Source organism: Streptomyces rhizoryzae, from assembly GCF_023155275.1.
Classification (GTDB): Bacteria; Actinomycetota; Actinomycetes; order Streptomycetales; family Streptomycetaceae; genus Streptomyces; species Streptomyces rhizoryzae.
This window is the reverse complement of sequence record NZ_JALMUV010000005.1, coordinates 247572-263598: the sequence shown is the minus strand read 5'-3', so window position 1 is coordinate 263598 and position 16027 is coordinate 247572. Positions and strand designations below refer to the sequence as shown.

Below are 16027 nucleotides of genomic sequence, written 5' to 3'. Positions count from 1 at the left end.
GGGGCGGCCCCGGGGGGAGGGGCCCGGGGGGGAGGGCCCCCGGGGAAGGGGCCCCCGCCCAACAGCTCAGGTCGGAACGCGGCGGTAGACGGTCAGGGCTTCGTTGTGCTTTTCCAGGGTCAAGTTGCCGGTGAGCGGGGCTACTTCGCCGTCGTAGGCCAGGGGCGTGCCGCTGGGGAGGCCGCTGAGGGCCAGGCGGGGGAGCCGGGCCTCGGCCAGGACGGGGGAGCGGCGCGGGGTGCCCAGGAGGGCGGCCACGAGGAGCCGGGTCCGGGCCAGCCGGCCGCCGTGCACCACCCGGACGTCGAGGATGCCGTCGGCGAGGTCGTGCCGGCGTACCGGTGCGGCGCCCAGGCCCCGGTACTGGCAGTTGCCGGCGAACAGCAGCCAGACGGTGCGCCGTTCGCCGTTGATCTCCACGCTCAGCGGTTCGCAGGTGCGCAGTACGTGCCAGGCGGCGAGGACTCCGGCGGGCCAGGCGCCGATCCGGTGCGCCCACCGCTCCCGGATCCGTACCAGCTCCGGATAGACGCCGACGGAGAAGGTGTTGAGGAAGTACCGGCCCTCGTCCTCCGGGCCGGACCGGAAGCGGGCCAGGTCCACGGCGACGGCCTCACCGCTCTCCACGGCGCGCGCCGCGTCCGCGTAGCTCTCGATCCCCAGGTCGTAGGCGAAGTGGTTGAGGGTGCCGCCCGGCAGGACGGCGAGCGGCAGGCCATGGCGTACCGCGACCGCGGCCGCCGCGTTGACGGTGCCGTCGCCGCCGAGCACTCCGAGCGCGCCACCCAGCTCGCGGGCCAGCTCGGCGGCTTGCTCCAGCCCCTCGTCCAGCGGAGGGCCGTCCGGGGCGCCGCAGAGCACCACCTTGGCTTCCGGCAGTACGCGGTGCACTTCGGCGGTCCGGTCCGGGAGCGGGCCCGTGCGCTGTCCGGAACCCGGGTTCGCGACGACGACCAGGCCGCGGCCGCCGGGCAGCGCGGGCGCTTCGGCGCGCGGGCGGGCCGGCGGGGCGAGTTGGGAGCGGGTGGGCGCCAGGCCGCGGATCGCGAGGGCGGCGCCCACGCCGAGGGCGGCCCCGGCCAGTACGTCGCCCGGGTAGTGCACACCCGTGTAGACGCGGGAGAACGCCACGGAGGCCGCGACCGGTGCCAGGGCGAGGCCCCACCACGGGTTCTCGAAGGCGACACCGGTCGCGAAGGCCGCCGCCGAGGCCGCGTGCCCCGAGGGGAACGAGGAGGTGAAGGGCTGCCGGCGGACCCGCCGCATCACCGGGACGGCGTCCAGGACCGGTCTGGCGCGGCGTACGGAGCGTTTGCCGAGGGTGTTCACCGTGGCGGAGGCGAGGGCCAGGGAGGCCACTCCGCGCAGCGCGGCCCGGCGCGCGGGCCGGCCGCCGAGCACCGCCGCACCGGCCGCGAGCCCGAACCACAGCAGCCCGTGGTTGGCGCTGCGGGTCAATCGGGGCAGTACGCGCTGGGCGCCGGGCCAGTCGCGGGCGGCGATCCGGTCGAAGGCCCGGCGGTCGAGGGTGGTGAGGAGTGTTCGCATGGGTGCCGTGTACCCGGGGGAGGGGGCCGGCAGGCGGGGGAGAGGCTGATGGGGGGTAGGGGGCGCTGGGGAGGGAGAGGTGCCGGGGTGGGCGGGTGGATTGTTGGGGTAGGAGGTGTGAGGGTGGCTGAAGTAACTTGCTGGGGCTGCGCGGCACACGGCCGCCGGCCACGAGGAACGAGCGGCCACGCCAACGAGCGGCTACGACGGCGAGCGGTCCCGTCAACGAGCGGTCCCGTCAACGAGCGGTCATGACGGCGAGCGGTCACGTGGGCCAACCGGCCAGGGGAGGATCGGCCACGGGAGCGATCGGTCACGGGGACGGTCGGGCCCGCCGGACGCATCAGCCACCGCGGCGAGGGGCGGCGGGAACGATTCAGCCGCAAGGCCGATCGGCCGCGAGGGCGATCGGCCGTGAGGAAAAGGGGAGCCATGACTGGGGAGCGGGGGCGGCAGCCGGGCGGTTCCGGTGGGGGTGTGCGGCCGGAGCAGGGGCGGGTCCGGAGGCGCGAGGCGGAGGACCTCGGGGCCTGTGTGGCGGTGCTCGCCGACGTGCACGTGCACAGCGGGTACCCCCATCAGTGGCCCGGGGACCCGGCGGGCTGGCTCACCCCGGCAGGGATGACCGCCGCCTGGGTCGCCGAACTGGACGGGAAGGTCGTCGGCCATGCCGCCCTGTGCGGCAACGAGGTCAGCCGGCTCTACGTCGCGCCCGGTGCCCACGGCCGCGGCCTGGGCGCCCGGCTGCTGGACACCATCGACGCCGAGGCGGCCGCCCGCGGCCTGCGGCTCGTCCTGGAGGTGAAGACCTCCAACGTGGCGGCCGTCGCCCTGTACGAGCGCCGGGGCTGGGTGCGCCGGTGCACCGAGCGGCAGTGGTGGGGCGCGGGCGCGACGGCGGAAGAGGTGGAGGTGCACCACTACGACGCGCCGGCGCGCACGCCCGGCGCAGCGGTCACCCTCCGCTGACGTGTCGTCCGCCGCCGCCACCCGCCTGATCTGCGAAGGTGGTCGGGGCCGCGCATCATATGAGGGGCCCACGATCGACCGGCCGCCGTGGAGTGGAGGTACGGATGCAGCGGACCGTCCCGGATCCGCAGCGGGAGCCCGGACCGGCCCCGCCGGTGGGCCTGCCGGTCCTCCCGGAGCTCGCCGCGCACCTCTCCGCGGCCGCCGGCCGCACCGCCCCCGAACCTCCCGGCGGCTCCGCGCCGCTGCGTGCCGCCGCCTGCGGCTACTGGGAGCGGCGCGGTCTGTTCACCCCCGCCGACCGGGTCCTCGCCGCCCCCGGGGCGCCCGCGCTGCTCCTCGCCCTGTATGCGGCGGCCGACGGGGCGGTCCTGCTGCCGCGGCCGTGCGCCCAGTGGTACGCGCCGCCCGCCCGGTTGCTCGGACGGCCGGTGCACCTGACGCCCGTGCCGGCCGAGTCGGGCGGCCTGCCGGATCCGTTCGCCCTGCTGGAGACCGTACGACGGGCCCGGATGCACGGCGACACACCGCGGGTTCTGGTGCTTTCCGTGGCCGACGACCCGTCCGGGACGTGCCCGCCGCCGGAGCAGCTGCACGAGGTGTGCGAGGCGGCGGCCGAGGAGGGGCTGTGGGTCATCAGCGACGAGTCGCGCCGCGATCTGCTGCACGATCCGCACGACACGGTGGTGCTGAGCCCGGCCGAGATGCTGCCCGGCGAGGTCGTGGTGCTGACCGATCTGCGGGACGCGCTGCTGCCCGCCTCCTGGCCGGCGGCGCTGGCCCGTTTTCCGGGCACCCGCCGCGGCGCCGTCCTGAGGGACGCGGTGCTGCACACGCTCACCCGGCTGCGCACGCCCCTGCCCGGCCCGTTGGTCGGGCCGGTCGTCCACGCGCTCGGGGAACCGGAGGCCGTACGGGAGCGGACCGCGGCCGCCGCCCGGGTCTACGGGGCGCTCACCAGGGCGTTGCACCGGACCCTGACCGCGGCCGGGGCGCTGTGCCGCCCGCCGCATGCCGGCAGCTGCCTGTACGCCGATCTGGAGCCGCTGCGGCAGCCGCTCGCCGCCCACGGCGTCTCCGGTTCGGGAGCGTTGGAACGGGAGTTGGCGCCCTGGGCGGCCCGCGGCGGCCACCGCTTCGAGGACGATCCTGATGCCCTGCGGGTGCGGCTGGGGGCGGACGCCCTGCTCGGCGCCGATATGGAGCTGCGGCAGCGGGTCCTGGAGGCGGCGGACCCGCTGGAACTGCCGCATGTGCGGGCCGGTTTGGCGTCGTTGGGGCAGGTGCTGGCGGAACTGGCGGAAGCCCCGGTAGCGCCGGAAGCCCCGGAAGCGGCTGGAGGGTCCGGAGGGGGCGGGACAGACGGGGGAGGCGGAACCGGTGGTGCTGGCAGGGCAGGCGGGGCCGGCGGGAAGCCCGGGACGGGCGGGCAGGCGGAAACAGGCAGGGCCACAGCGGCAGATGGGGGAGGCGCGGCAGATAGGCCCGGTGGGCCCGGTGGGCCCGGTAGGCCCGGTAGGCCAGAGGGGAACGATCAGGCTGACGAGGCCGAAGGGGCCGGAGGGGCCGGTGAGACCGGAACGACCGGGGCCACCGGAACGGCCGGGCCTGCCGACCGTAGGAAGGGATGCGGAGGCGACGGGCGGTACCGGTGGCAGGACGGGGGCGGCCCGTATGAGGGCGGCAGTGACCGCTGAGAACGGCCCGTTCGCCTCCACGGGCGCCCGAGCCGCAGCCCGGGCCGAAGCCCGGGCCGAAGTCCGGGCCGAAGCCCGGACCGAAGCCCGGACCGAAGCCCGCCCCCGGGCCGCAGACCGCTCCCAGGCCCGAGTCCGCTCCCAGGCCCGAGTCCGGTCCCGGGCCCGAGACCGCTCCCGCTCCCAGGCCCGAGCCCGCTCCCGGGCCCGAGTCCGTTCCCGCTCACGATCCAGCCGCCGCCTCCAGCTGCCGACCACTCCCGCTCGCCCCACTGACCCCACTCGCCGCACTTATCTCCCCTGCCGTACTCATCCCCCTCGTCCCGATCCGCCCGTCCGCCTCGCGACTCCGGTTCCGCCCGGCCACCGAATGGAGCCCCTGGATGACCGAACAGACCGAGCGCTCACTCGCCCGCCGCTCCCTCGCCGAACCCTCCGGCACCGGACAGCGCCCCCGCGGCGGCGTGTCCGGTGCCGTCGACGATGACCTTGACGCCGTTACAGAGGAGGCTGGTGGCGGAATGGCCGACGGTACTGCCGGGGGCATGGCGGGGTACGGGGCGGCGTCGGTGCCCGGCACGGTGCCGCCCCCGCTCACCGAGCCGCGGCCCCTGGGGGAGCCGCGCACCTGGCCCCGCGACTTCACCGACCGGCTGACCGCGCCGCTGCCCGGCGTGCGCGCGGTGGCCCGGATCGCGCGGGAGGGCAAGCTCCGCCCGGCACCCCAGACGCTCCAGCAGATCCAGCAACTCCCCTTCGAACCAGGCCCGATGCCGGACGCCGGCCCTTCGACGGTCGCGCTGACCTGGGCCGGGCACGCCAGTTGGATCGTCCGGATCGGCGGGCTGACCGTTCTGACCGACCCGGTCTGGTCCCGCAAGATCCTCGGCACGCCGCCCCGGGTCACGCCCGTCGGCGTCCGCTGGGAGGACCTGCCGGCCATCGACGCGGTGGTCATCAGCCACAACCACTACGACCATCTGGACGCGCCGACGCTGAAGCGGCTGCCGCGCGAGACACCGTTGCTGCTGCCGGCCGGGCTGGCGGTCTGGGCGCGGCGGCGCGGGTTCACGCAGGTCACCGACCTGGACTGGTGGGAGGCGGTGGAACTGCCCGGCCCCGGTGGCCCGGTGCGGATCGACTTCGTGCCCGCGCACCACTGGAGCAAGCGGACGTTGACCGACACCTGCCGCTCCCTGTGGGGCGGCTGGATGCTCACCGCCCCCGATGGGCGGCGGATCCACTTCGCCGGGGACACCGGTTACGGCCACTGGTTCGAGGAGATCGGCCGCCGCTACCGGGACATCGACCTGGCGCTGCTGCCCATCGGGGCGTACGACCCGCGCTGGATGCTGCGGCCGGTGCACACCGACCCGGAGGAGGCGGTGCGGGCCTGTGGGGACCTGGGCGCGCGGTGTCTGGTGCCGATGCACTGGGCGACGTTCCTGCTCTCCGCCGAACCGCCGCTGGAGCCGCTGCACCGCGTCCGGGCCGCGTGGACGGCGGCGGGCCGTCCGCAGTCGGACCTGTGGGACCTGGCGGTGGGGGCGTCGCGGGTGCTGCCCGAGCGCTGAGCCGCGTTACGGCACCGCGTCACCTGCCGCCCCGCTACGGTCTGCCGCCCCGCTACGGTCTGCTGCCCCGCTACGGTCTGCCGCCGCGTCGCGAGGTGCGGTCACCTGCCGCCGAGTTGCCGCTGCTGCGTCACCTGCCGCCGCACTACGGTGTGCCGTGGCCTGCCCCGGGGCGGCCGCCCCAGCGTCACCTGCCCCCGGGTCCCCCGTCGGCGCCACCCGCCACCGGGTCGCCACCCGTCGCCGCGTCGCCCGCCCCGCCCCGGGTGTCGTTCGCCCCGCCTGCCCCCGCACGGCGGGGCTGTCGCCGGCGGGCGGGTGTCAGGCGTCGCCCCAGGGCCGGTGCGGCGCCGAGGTGGACGGTCAGGCCGCTCGCGGCGGCCACGCCCTGCCAGGGTTCGCGGAAGAGGGAGCCGCTGAGCGACCCGATCAGTTCGTAGGCCGCGGCCCGGGCCAGGCAGGCCGGGAGGTCGCCGCGGGCGAAGCGCCGGGGCGGCGTCGCGGCGAACAGGCACGCCAGCATCACCGGAATCCGGCCCGCGGGGACCAGACGGGACAGCACCAGCACCAGGACGCCGTGCTCCCGCAGTTTCCGCTGCGCCTGCGTCGCCCACCCTTCGGGGCCCGCGCACCGCGACACCCATCAGGTGCTGCGCCGCCTCGACCGGTGCGTCGGGCTGATCGCCGAGGCGGCCCGGCACGCGTCCCGCCCGTACCGGATCGTGCTGCTGTCCGACCACGGCCAGAGCCCCGGCGTGACCTTCCGGGACCGCTACGGGCTGACACTGGGCGACCTGGTCCGCGCCGGGTGCGGGCTGGCCGGCGGCGGGGCGATGCGCGGCGGGTCGGGCGTGCTCCCGGTGGCGCCGAGGCCCGGGAGGCGGCCCGGGCGGCGCTGGGCCGCCCGGAGGGGGCCGCGGACCCGGAGGCGGCGACCGGCGGGGCGCCCCCGGGCGGGCCGGACGGCGGCCGGCCGGAGGGGGCCGGGGGCAGGCCCCGGCGCCCCCGGAAGCACCGCCCCGGTGAGCACCCCCGCCGCCCTGCCCACCCCGTCGTCCCGGCCTCCGGGAAGGGCTCGGGCTGGTGTCGTTCCCCGACCTCCCCGGCCGGGCCACGCGGGAGGAACTGGACCGCCGCCACCCGGCGCTGCTCCCTGCGCTGGCCGGCCACCCCGGTATCGGCTTCGTCCTGGTCCGCTCGGCGACGCACGGCCCGGTGGTGCTCGGCCCGGACGGCGGGGAGCACCACCTCGCCACCGGGCGGTGACCGGGCCCGACCCGCTGACGCCGTTCGGGCCCGGGGCGGCCGACGCGGTGCGGCCGCCGAGCCGAGCGCCGGCCCGTAGAGCGGGCCGCCGGCCCGGTGAGCCGCCGTGCCGCGGGCGGTGGGACGGTGCGGCCGGGCCGCGCCGGTGCCCGGAAGTGTCCCGGGGACGTCCGGCCGGCGGGCGGTGCCGCCGCAGATCTTCGCTCCAGGGGCCCGCCCGGCGGGAGGATTCGCGGCGATTTTGAGGCGTGCGGGCGGGCGGTGACCATGGGCTGAGCCGGCACCCCGGCGAGACCAGCACGATGAGAGACGCGTCACACACATGCACCGCGATCCCGCCGCAGAGGTCATCCCTGCCTCCGCTGACCAGCCCGCACCGGGCACCCGTCCGTTCCGGATGAATCTGCTGACCGCCACCGCCCTGGTCATGGGCAACATCATCGGCGGCGGCATCTTCCTGCTGCCGGCCTCCGTCGCCCCCTTCGGCACGGTGAGCCTGGTCGCCTTCGGCGTGCTCACCCTCGGGGCGATCTCGCTCGCCCTGGTCTTCGGCAAGCTCGCCCGCCGCCACCCGGACACCGGCGGCCCGTACGTCTACGCGCGCGAGGCGTTCGGCGACTTCGCCGGGTTCCTCTCCGCCTGGTCCTACTGGACGATGACGTGGGTCAGCAACGCCGCGCTGGCGGTCGCCGCGGTCGGCTACGTCCACGTGCTCTTCCCGGGCCACCAGTCGCGGGGCGTGGACCTGCTGGTGGCGCTGGCCGCGCTGTGGCTGCCGGCGCTCGCCAACTTCGCGGGCACCCGGTACGTCGGCGCGGTCCAGCTGGTCGCCACGGTCCTGAAGTTCGTGCCGCTGCTGTTCATCGCGGTGGTCGGGATGTTCTTCTTCGACCCGCACAAGCTCGGCGCGTTCCACGAGGGAGGCGGCAGCACCCTCGGCGGCCTGTCCGCGGCGGCCGCGATCCTGCTCTACAGCTACGTGGGCGTGGAGTCCGCGGCGATGAGCGCCGGCGAGGTCCGCGACCCCGGCCGCAACGTGGGCCGGGCCACCGTCCTGGGCACCCTGGGTGCCGCCGTGGTCTACCTCCTGGGCACCCTCTCGGTCTTCGGCACCGTCCCGCACGACAAGCTGGTGCACTCCAAGGCGCCGTTCTCCGACGCCGTGGACGCGATGTTCGGCGGCCAGTGGGGCGGTACGGTCATCGCGGCCGCGGCCGTGATCTCCATCGTCGGCGCGCTGAACGGCTGGACGCTGATGAGCGCCCAGTCCCCGTACGCCGCCGCCAAGGACGGCCTGTTCCCGGCCGCGTTCCTCACCAAGCGGCGCGGGGTGCCGACGTTCGGCGTGCTGGCCGCCGCGGTGCTGGCCAGCGCCCTGACGGTGATCAACTACCTGCTCGGCAGCGGCGGTGTCTTCGAGATCCTGGTGCTGATCACCACCTTCTCGGCCACCGTGCCCTACCTCCTGGCCGCCGGCGCGCAGATCTACTTCCTGCTCACCGGCCGCCGCGACCGGCTCCGCCCCGCCCGCTTCGTCCGCGACCTGGTGCTCGCCCTGGTGGCCTTCGGCTTCACCTTCTGGCTGGTGGCCGGCGCCGGTTACGCCGCGATCTACCAGGGCGTGCTGTTCCTCTTCGCCGGGATCCTGGTGTACGCGCTGATGGCGGCCCGGCGGTCCGGGGAGCGGCGCCGCGGGACCGGTGACGCGGCGGCCCCCGAGGAAGCGGCCCAGGAGGCCCAGGAGCCCCAGGCCGTCGGGTCGGCCGTGCGCTGACCCGCCCGGCCCGCCGCCCCGGGGGGCGCCCTGCGGCCGGCGGCATTACCCGGCGAGTAATCGACCCTTTGGCCGCCCTCCGGCAGAGTCGTGGCATCGGTTCACGGGCCGGCGCACTCCGGCCCGTGGACCGCAGCTGACGGCTCGTCAGCGAAGCGCCGGCCGGTCGGGCCGGTGCCCCGACGGATACCACCAGGAGTTCGTGATGTCGCAGCACGTGCAGCAGGGCGCCCCCGAGCAGGCCATCGACCACGCGGCCGCCGCCGAGCGGTACCTCGCGGCCTGGAACGCCACCGGCGAGGGCGAGCGCAAGGCCGCCGTCGCCGCCGCGTTCACCGAGGACGCCACCTACACCGACCCGCTGGTCGAGGTGGCCGGCCACGACGGGCTCGCGGCGGCCATCGCCGGGGCGCAGCAGCAGTTCGCCGGGTTCGTGTTCCGGCCGCTCGGCGCGGTGGACGGGCACCACGACATCGCCCGGTTCGGCTGGGAGCTGGTCGCGCCGGACGGGTCGGCGCCGATCGCCGGCTTCGACGTGGTGCGGCTGGCCGCGGACGGCCGGATCCGCGCGGTCTCCGGCTTCCTGGACCGCGTCCCGGCGATGTGAAGCACCCTTGCGGGGCGGCCCTCACCCCGCCACTGCGCGCAGGTGCTCGGCCGTTTCGGGGTCGGCGGGGAGGAACGCCTCCAGCGCCAGCTCCGAGACGGTCACGTCCATCGGCGTGTTGAAGGTGGCGATGGTCGACAGGAAGGACAGCACGGCGCCGCGGTGCTCGATCACCAGCGGCAGGGCGAACGGCGGGTGTTCGCCCGCCGTCGCGGTCTCCCGCCCGCCGTCCGGCAGCGGATAGCCGCTGACCTCGTCGTACAGCGCGCGCAGCGGCGAGGACCGGAGCAGGGCCAGCTGCCGGTCCATCTGGTCGAAGAGGTGCCCGCGCCAATCCCGGAAGTTGCGGATCCGGGGCGCCATCCCGCGGGGGTGGAGGGTGATCCGCATGGCGTTCATCGGCGGCCGGAGCAGCTCCGGATCCACGCCCTCCAGGAGCACCCCGATGCCCCGGTTGGCCGCCTGCACGGTGTACATGCCGTCGCACACCAGCGCCGGGTACGGGTCGTAGCCGGCCAGCAGCTGCGCCATCCCGGCGCGGACCGCCGCCATCGACGGGTCGTCGAGCGGGGTCTCCGGGAAGGCCGGGGCGTATCCGGCGGCGATCAGCAGGGCGTTGCGCTCCCGCACCGGTACGTCGAGGTGTTCGGCCAGCCGCAGCACCATCTCCTGGCTCGGGCGGGCGCGGCCGGTCTCGATGAAGCTGATGTGGCGGGCGGAGGAGTCGGCGCGCAGGGCCAGTTCCAGCTGGCTGATCCGGCGCCGGTCGCGCCACTCCCGCAGCAGGGCGCCGACGCCCGTGGTCTCCGGCGCGTACGCCGTGGCAGTCGTCATGGCCGGGACGGTAGTCGATCAAACGCCTGTTCGCGGGGGTAATTCCGCGTTCGGGCGGGCGGCCCGCGGGGCGTCCGCCCGCGGCCCCGCGCCCCGCGTGGAAGGGCGCGCAACGGCGGCCCCGCGTGCCAGGCTGGGACCGCCGCACCCCGACGGCGGCGACCGGCCCGGCGAAAGGCGAACGTGATGAGCGCACAGGTGACCCCCCTCGACGACGCGGAGATCCAGGACCGCCTGCTCGACCTGCCCGGCTGGGCGGCACAGGACTCCCTCCTGCACCGCACCTACCGCTTCGACCGGCACTTCCAGGCCGCCGCCATGGTCATCCACATCGCCCAGATCCAGGAGGAGCTGGGCCACCACGCCGAACTGACCCTGGGCTACAACCGGCTCACCGCCTCGGTCACCACCCACAGCGCCGGCGGCCGCATCACCTACCTGGACTTCGGCCTGGCCCGCCGCATCGAGGAGATCGCCGCCGGGCACGGCGCGCGCTGACCGGACCGCCCGCCGCCCCGGCCCGCCCCGGCTCGCTCAGCTCGGACGGCGCTGCCTGACCACCCGGCCGGCCCGCGCCAGCTCCACGTTGAACTGCGCCCCGGACAGCAGCGACAGGTTCGAGAACCACAGCCAGATCAGGAACACCACCGGCCCGGCCAGCGACCCGTACAGCCGGTTGAAGGTGCCGACGTACGACGCGTAGAACGCGAAGCCCGCCGACGACACCAGCCACAGCAGCACCGCCAGCACCCCGCCGGGGCCGGCCCGCCGCACCCCCCGGGAGTTCGGCGGCCCGGACCGGAACAGCACCATCGCCAGGACCGTCGCCAGCAACAGCAGCAGCGGCCACTGGAGGAGGTTCCACAGCGCCTCGCCGCCCTCGCCGAAGCCCAGCATCCGGCCCGCCGCGGTCGCCACCGGCCCGCTCACCAGCAGCGCCACCGCACTGCTGATCAGCAGCGCCATCAGCAGCAGCGCGGTCATCAGGATCCGCGGCACCTTCCGCCACGGTGGCCGGTCGTCCTTCGTCCGGTGCATGGCGTGCAGCGCCCGCCGGAACACCGCCAGATAGCTGCACGACGACCACAGCGCACTGACCACCGCACCGCCGACCACCACCCAGGCCGCGGTCCGCTGCTGCGCCATCACCACCAGCGCGTGCCGGACCGTCGCCCCCGACTCGGCCGGGGCGATCGAGCTGAGGTGGTTGATCAGCTGCTCGGTGCCGGCCGGATCGGCCAGCCCGATCAGCGAGATGGTCACGATCGCCGACGGCAGCAGCGCCAGCACCGAGTAGTACGTCAGGCTCGCCGCGTAGTCGGTGAGGTCGTCGTGCCAGACGGCCAGCGGCGTGCGGCGCAGCGCCGTGCGGTAGCGCTTCCAGCCCGCCCGGCGCGCCGGGCGCTCGGGCCCGGTCCGCGCCGGGGCGGCGGACGCCGCGGTCTCAGCCTCCATGCCGGACCCCCGCCGTCCGGCCCCGCCGCCCCGCGCCGCCCCCCATACCGCTCCCGCCCATGTGGTACCCGTCCTCCGTTGTCCAACTGGTCCGGTATCGTCCCCGGTTCCCGGTCCTGCATCATCCCCCGGCGCCGCGGGCCCCCGCGAGGGGCCGGCGGCCACCCCGCCCGCGGCCGCGTCAGCCGAACGGCAGCGCCCGCCACGGCGAACCCGGATCCTGCGTCAGCACCCGGTGCAGATGCGCCGTCTCGGCGTACACCGGACCGAACCAGCCGCCGTCGAACGCCAGCACCCGCCCCAGCGCATACCCCGCGGCGAACTCCTCCCACCCGCCGTAGACCTCCGCGGCCCGGGCCCCCACCCGCGCCACCGCCTGCTCGGCCTGCGGCGGTGCGCACAGCCGCGCGCCCAGACCCCAGCGGACCAGCCCGACCGCGTGCGCCAGGTCCAGCGCGGCCAGCGACGCCACCCGGCCGCCGGCCGGCAGCAGCCCGTCGGCCCGGAACCGCTCCTCGTACCGGCCCACCGGTTCGGGGACCTCCGGCGCCGCGGCCCCGGACGGCGCCGCGGCCCCGGACGGCGCCGCGGCCCGGGCGCGCAGCGCCGCCTCGGTCTCCGCCGGCACGAACTGCCCGCCCAGCAGCTGCTCGAACCGCTGCTGCCAGCTCCCCGGATCGGCCACCGACCACTGCCCGCGCAGCGTCTCGGCGTCCGCGGCGTAGTCCAAGAAGGCCGTCCCCAGCTCGTTCCACGGCACGCTGTGGTGCACCGCCAGCGGCGCGCCGCACGCCAGCCCCTGCGCCACCGGCCCGTGCAGCGGCCCGCCGTGGTGCGTGACCAGCAGCCCGCCCGGCCGCACCCCGACCTGCGCCCGGACCCGCAGCCAGGCGGCGCGGTGGGCGGGCGAGGCGCGCAGGTACGCGGCGAACGGCGTGCCCGGATTGACCGCCAGATGCCACTTGTCGTGGGGCCAGTCCTGGGCCAGCTCCTCGACCGAGACCCGGTCGAAGAGCGTCTGCGGCTCCCAGGGCGGCAGCATGCCGCGCGTCAGTACGGGAATGCACTTACCGCCCGCCACCGGATCGTCGTAGACGGGCAGCGGATCCTGACCCGGCTGCGGCACCGCCAGATACAGGTCCTCACCGGCGATCGCCGCGACCTGCCCGTCCCCGTCCGCACGTGCCGTTGCCTCGTACAGCCGCCGCTCGGTGTCCGTCGGCGGCATCCATCCCGGAGTACCCACAGGTCAAGACCCTACGGCGGTTCGGCCCCGGGCCGGTACCAGGGGCCGTTCCGCCCTGCACCGGCCCGGTCGTTTGCCGCCGGACCACCCCGTATCGGAGGCTCGTTGCCATGACCAGTCACGACCGGCCCGTGCCCGGGCACTCACCCGCCAGTCCACCGCTCCGCGCCGGCGGCGGCCACGCCCACGGCGGCGCCGGCCGGGACGGTGCCGCCATCGACTGGGGAGTGCTCGGCCCGCTCCTGGAACGGGGCGCCGAGATCCAGACCCCGGTGTACGAACAGGCCGCCGCCTGGCTGCGGGAGCTGCTGGACCACCGCCCTGCCCCGGCATCAGACGGCGCCGGGCGGCCCCGGCCGGTCCGCCGCATCCTCGACGTCGGCAGCGGCCCCGGCGTGGTCAGCTGCCTGCTGGCCCGGGCGTTCCCGGAGGCCGAGGTGAGCGCGGTGGACGCCGCCGAGGCGCTCCTGGAGCGCGCCCGGGCCCGCGCCGCCCGCCTCGGCCTGGCCGACCGGGTCCACACCCACCACGCCGAGGTCCCGCACGGCCTGGACGCGCTCGGCGGGGCCGACCTGATCTGGTCGAGCAAGGCCCTGCACCACGTGGGCGACCAGCGCGGCGCGGTCGCCGCCCTCGCCGCCCACCTGCGCCCCGGCGGGCTGCTGGCGGTCTGCGAGGGCGGTCTGGCGCCGCGCTTCCTGCCGCGCGACATCGGCATCGGCCGCCCCGGCCTCCAGGCGCGCCTGGACGCCGCCGCCGAGGACTGGTTCACCGAGATGCGGGCCGCGCTGCCCGACGCCACCGACACCCTGGAGGACTGGCCCGCCTTCCTCGCCAACGCCGGTCTGCGCACCCCGCGCAGCCGCACGTTCCTGCTGGACCTGCCGGCCCCGCTCCCCGACCCGGCCCGCCGGTACCTGCACGCCAACCTCAGCCGCGCCGCGGAGGAGTACGGCGACCGCCTCGACCCCGACGACCTCAGCACCCTCACCCGGCTCACCGACCCCCACGACCCGGCCGGCGTCACCCGCCGCCCGGACGTCTTCCTGCTCTCCGCCCAAACGGTGCACACCGCCTGCGCGCCGGAGCCGTGACAGCGCCGGAGCCGTGACAGCGCCTGAGTCGTGACGGGACGCGGGTGCGGGGGAAGCGGCGGGGCGGCGGGGCGGCAACCCAGGCGCGCGGCAGCAGGGCTGACGCCCCGTCAGCTACCGTGTCACCCCTCCATCGGCTTCGGGCGGATCAGGGCGAACACCGCGCCCTGAGGGTCGGTGACCACCGCCATCCGGCCGGCGACCATGTCGAACGGCTCCATGATCGTGTTGCCGCCGGCCGCGCGGACCTCGGCGACCGCCGCGTCGGTGTCCGCCACCGCGAAGTACGTCAGCCAGTGCGAGGGCGTGTCGGCGGGCAGGTGCTCGGGCATCGGCTGCATCCCGCCCACCGGGCGCCCGTCCACCTGGAGCGCGTCGTAGTGCTCGACGCCCGCCATGGCCGACGACTCGATGCCGAGGGCGGCGCGGTAGAAGGCGGAGGCGGCGGACCGGTCGGTGGTGTTCAGCTCGTTCCAGATGAGCGCGCCCGGTTCGTTGACGACACCGGCACCGGGGAAGTCCACCGCCTGCCAGACGCCGAACACCGCCCCGGTGGGGTCGGCGGCGATGAACATCCGGCCCAGCGACATCACGTCCACGACCGGGGTCAGCACGGTGCCGCCGGCCGACTCCACCGAGCGCCGGGCGGCGTCCGCGTCGGCGCAGGCCAGGTAGGTGGTCCAGACGGTCGGCGGGGCGGGCTGGTCGCCCATCGGGACCGCGGCCATGACGCCGGCCACGGGCTGCCCCTTCAGCCGGCACACCGCGTAGCCGCCGGTCTCCGCGGGGCCGATCTCGCCGACCCAGCCGAGGACTCCCGCGTAGAAGTCGAGGGCGGCCTGCTGGTCGGGCGCCGCGAGATCGACCCAGCAGGGCGTCCCGGGCGCGTACGGAGTGGTGACCTCGGGCATCGGTGCCTCCTCGGGGCGGGGCGGTGGCTGCCGGCGGGGCAGCCGCACCTCGGCGGCCGGCGCGGCTGCGGCCGTTCCTCACTCCACATTTCCCGCCGCCCGGCGACCCCGCCACTCGGGACCGCCGCCGCCCCGGACGCGCGCGGCGCCGCCCGCGCCCCTCCGCGCAGGAAGGGGACGGGCGGCGCCACCGGGCCGGCCGTGTCTCAGGCGACGTCGAACGTGGCCGGGTCGGGGCCGAGGCGGTTGCCGGCGTCCAGGGCGGCCAGGGCCGCCAGGTCGGCGTCGTCCAGCTCGAAGCCGAAGACGTCGAAGTTCTCCCGGATCCGGGCGGGGGTGGCCGACTTCGGGATGACCACGTTGCCCAGCTGGAGGTGCCAGCGCAGGACGATCTGGGCCGGGGTCCTGCCGTGCTTCCCGGCGAGAGCGGCGATCTGCGCGTCCGCCAGCAGGCCCTTGCCCTGGCCCAGCGGCGACCAGGCTTCGGTGGCGATGCCGTGCCGGGCGTGGTACGCGCGGGACTCGGCCTGCTGGAGCCACGGGTGCAGCTCGATCTGGTTGACCGCCGGGACGACCGAGGTCTCGCCGAGCAGCCGCTCCAGATGGGCGGGGAGGAAGTTCGAGACGCCGATGGCCTTCGCGCGGCCCTCCGCCTGGATCTTCTCCAGCGCCCGGTACGTGTCGACGTAGGTGTCGCGGGAGGGCAGCGGCCAGTGGATCAGGTAGAGGTCGACGTACTCCAGCCCGAGCTTGCCGAGCGAGGCGTCGAAGGCGCGGAGGGTGGCGTCGTAGCCCTGGTCGGAATTCCAGACCTTGGTGGTGACGAAGAGCTCCTCGCGGGGGAGGCCGGAGGCGGCGAGCGCCTTGCCGGTGCCCTCTTCGTTGCCGTAGATCGCGGCGGTGTCGATGCTGCGGTAGCCGGCTTCCAGGGCGTGGCCGACGGCGGTGAACGCCTCCTCGTCGGGGATCTGCCAGACGCCGTAGCCGAGCTGCGGCATCGTGACGTCGTTGTGGAGCGTGATGGACGGAACCGTGCTCACGGGGAATTCGAT

Annotated in this window: 13 protein-coding genes and 2 pseudogenes; 8 read left to right on the top strand and 7 right to left on the bottom strand. The window is 75.9% G+C overall.

All coding sequences use genetic code 11. The features are described 5' to 3' along the window. Positions 1-66: 66 nt before the first annotated feature. The gene (locus MUU72_RS07195) at positions 67-1548 is read right to left on the bottom strand and encodes a bifunctional phosphatase PAP2/diacylglycerol kinase family protein (protein WP_248012275.1); all 1482 of its coding nucleotides are present in this window, start codon (positions 1546-1548) and stop codon (positions 67-69) included. A gap of 432 nt (positions 1549-1980) precedes the next feature. On the opposite strand from MUU72_RS07195, the gene MUU72_RS07190 reads away from it, so the two are divergent. The 3 genes from MUU72_RS07190 (at position 1981) to MUU72_RS07180 (ending at position 5788) form a co-directional block, all read left to right on the top strand. Further along, positions 1981-2517, top strand: a complete 537-nt coding sequence (locus MUU72_RS07190) for a GNAT family N-acetyltransferase (RefSeq protein ID WP_248012274.1) — start codon at positions 1981-1983, stop codon at positions 2515-2517. Between the two features lie 104 nt (positions 2518-2621). After that, the gene (locus tag MUU72_RS07185) at positions 2622-4214 is read left to right on the top strand and encodes an aminotransferase class I/II-fold pyridoxal phosphate-dependent enzyme (RefSeq protein WP_308403787.1); all 1593 of its coding nucleotides are present in this window, start codon (positions 2622-2624) and stop codon (positions 4212-4214) included. Positions 4215-4759: 545 nt separating this feature from the next. Further along, positions 4760-5788 carry an MBL fold metallo-hydrolase gene (locus tag MUU72_RS07180; protein ID WP_248012291.1) on the top strand — a complete coding sequence of 343 codons (1029 nt, stop codon included), beginning with the start codon at positions 4760-4762 and terminating at the stop codon, positions 5786-5788. Positions 5789-5975: 187 nt separating this feature from the next. Here MUU72_RS07180 and MUU72_RS07175 read toward each other — a convergent pair. After that, positions 5976-6422, bottom strand: a pseudogene (locus MUU72_RS07175) (hypothetical protein); the annotation flags it as partial. Here MUU72_RS07175 and MUU72_RS07170 point away from each other — a divergent pair. The 3 genes and pseudogenes from MUU72_RS07170 to MUU72_RS07160 form a co-directional block, all read left to right on the top strand. Next, positions 6394-7125: pseudogene (locus MUU72_RS07170) on the top strand (alkaline phosphatase family protein); the annotation flags it as partial. The pseudogenes MUU72_RS07175 and MUU72_RS07170 overlap by 29 nt on opposite strands. Before the next feature lie 326 nt (positions 7126-7451). Continuing rightward, a complete protein-coding gene (locus tag MUU72_RS07165) occupies positions 7452-8828 on the top strand; it encodes an amino acid permease (protein WP_248012273.1) in 1377 nt (458 codons plus the stop codon). A 205-nt stretch (positions 8829-9033) separates the two neighbouring features. Continuing rightward, positions 9034-9435 carry a nuclear transport factor 2 family protein gene (locus MUU72_RS07160; protein ID WP_248012272.1) on the top strand — a complete coding sequence of 134 codons (402 nt, stop codon included), beginning with the start codon at positions 9034-9036 and terminating at the stop codon, positions 9433-9435. A 21-nt stretch (positions 9436-9456) separates the two neighbouring features. Here the strand turns inward: MUU72_RS07160 and MUU72_RS07155 are convergent, their stop codons facing one another. Beyond that, positions 9457-10269 (bottom strand): helix-turn-helix domain-containing protein, encoded by an 813-nt coding sequence (locus MUU72_RS07155; protein ID WP_248012271.1) that lies wholly within the window; start codon positions 10267-10269, stop codon positions 9457-9459. A 186-nt stretch (positions 10270-10455) separates the two neighbouring features. Between MUU72_RS07155 and MUU72_RS07150 the strand changes: the two genes are divergently transcribed. Then, positions 10456-10767: a 4a-hydroxytetrahydrobiopterin dehydratase gene (locus MUU72_RS07150; protein WP_248012270.1), complete on the top strand. Its 312-nt coding sequence runs from the start codon at positions 10456-10458 to the stop codon at positions 10765-10767. A gap of 36 nt (positions 10768-10803) precedes the next feature. Here the strand turns inward: MUU72_RS07150 and MUU72_RS07145 are convergent, their stop codons facing one another. Further along, positions 10804-11724, bottom strand: a complete 921-nt coding sequence (locus MUU72_RS07145) for a YihY/virulence factor BrkB family protein (RefSeq protein WP_248012269.1) — start codon at positions 11722-11724, stop codon at positions 10804-10806. Between the two features lie 181 nt (positions 11725-11905). Next, positions 11906-12952, bottom strand: a complete 1047-nt coding sequence (locus tag MUU72_RS07140) for a DUF1266 domain-containing protein (protein WP_248012268.1) — start codon at positions 12950-12952, stop codon at positions 11906-11908. Positions 12953-13080: 128 nt separating this feature from the next. Between MUU72_RS07140 and MUU72_RS07135 the strand changes: the two genes are divergently transcribed. Then, a complete protein-coding gene (locus tag MUU72_RS07135) occupies positions 13081-14064 on the top strand; it encodes a class I SAM-dependent methyltransferase (protein ID WP_248012267.1) in 984 nt (327 codons plus the stop codon). 122 nt (positions 14065-14186) lie between these two features. Here the strand turns inward: MUU72_RS07135 and MUU72_RS07130 are convergent, their stop codons facing one another. Then, entirely contained in the window at positions 14187-14975 is a 789-nt protein-coding gene (locus MUU72_RS07130) for a VOC family protein (protein WP_248012266.1), read from the bottom strand. A 206-nt stretch (positions 14976-15181) separates the two neighbouring features. Continuing rightward, complete coding sequence (locus MUU72_RS07125; protein ID WP_308403786.1) at positions 15182-16015, bottom strand: aldo/keto reductase; 834 nt, start codon at positions 16013-16015, stop codon at positions 15182-15184. Positions 16016-16027: the final 12 nt, after the last annotated feature.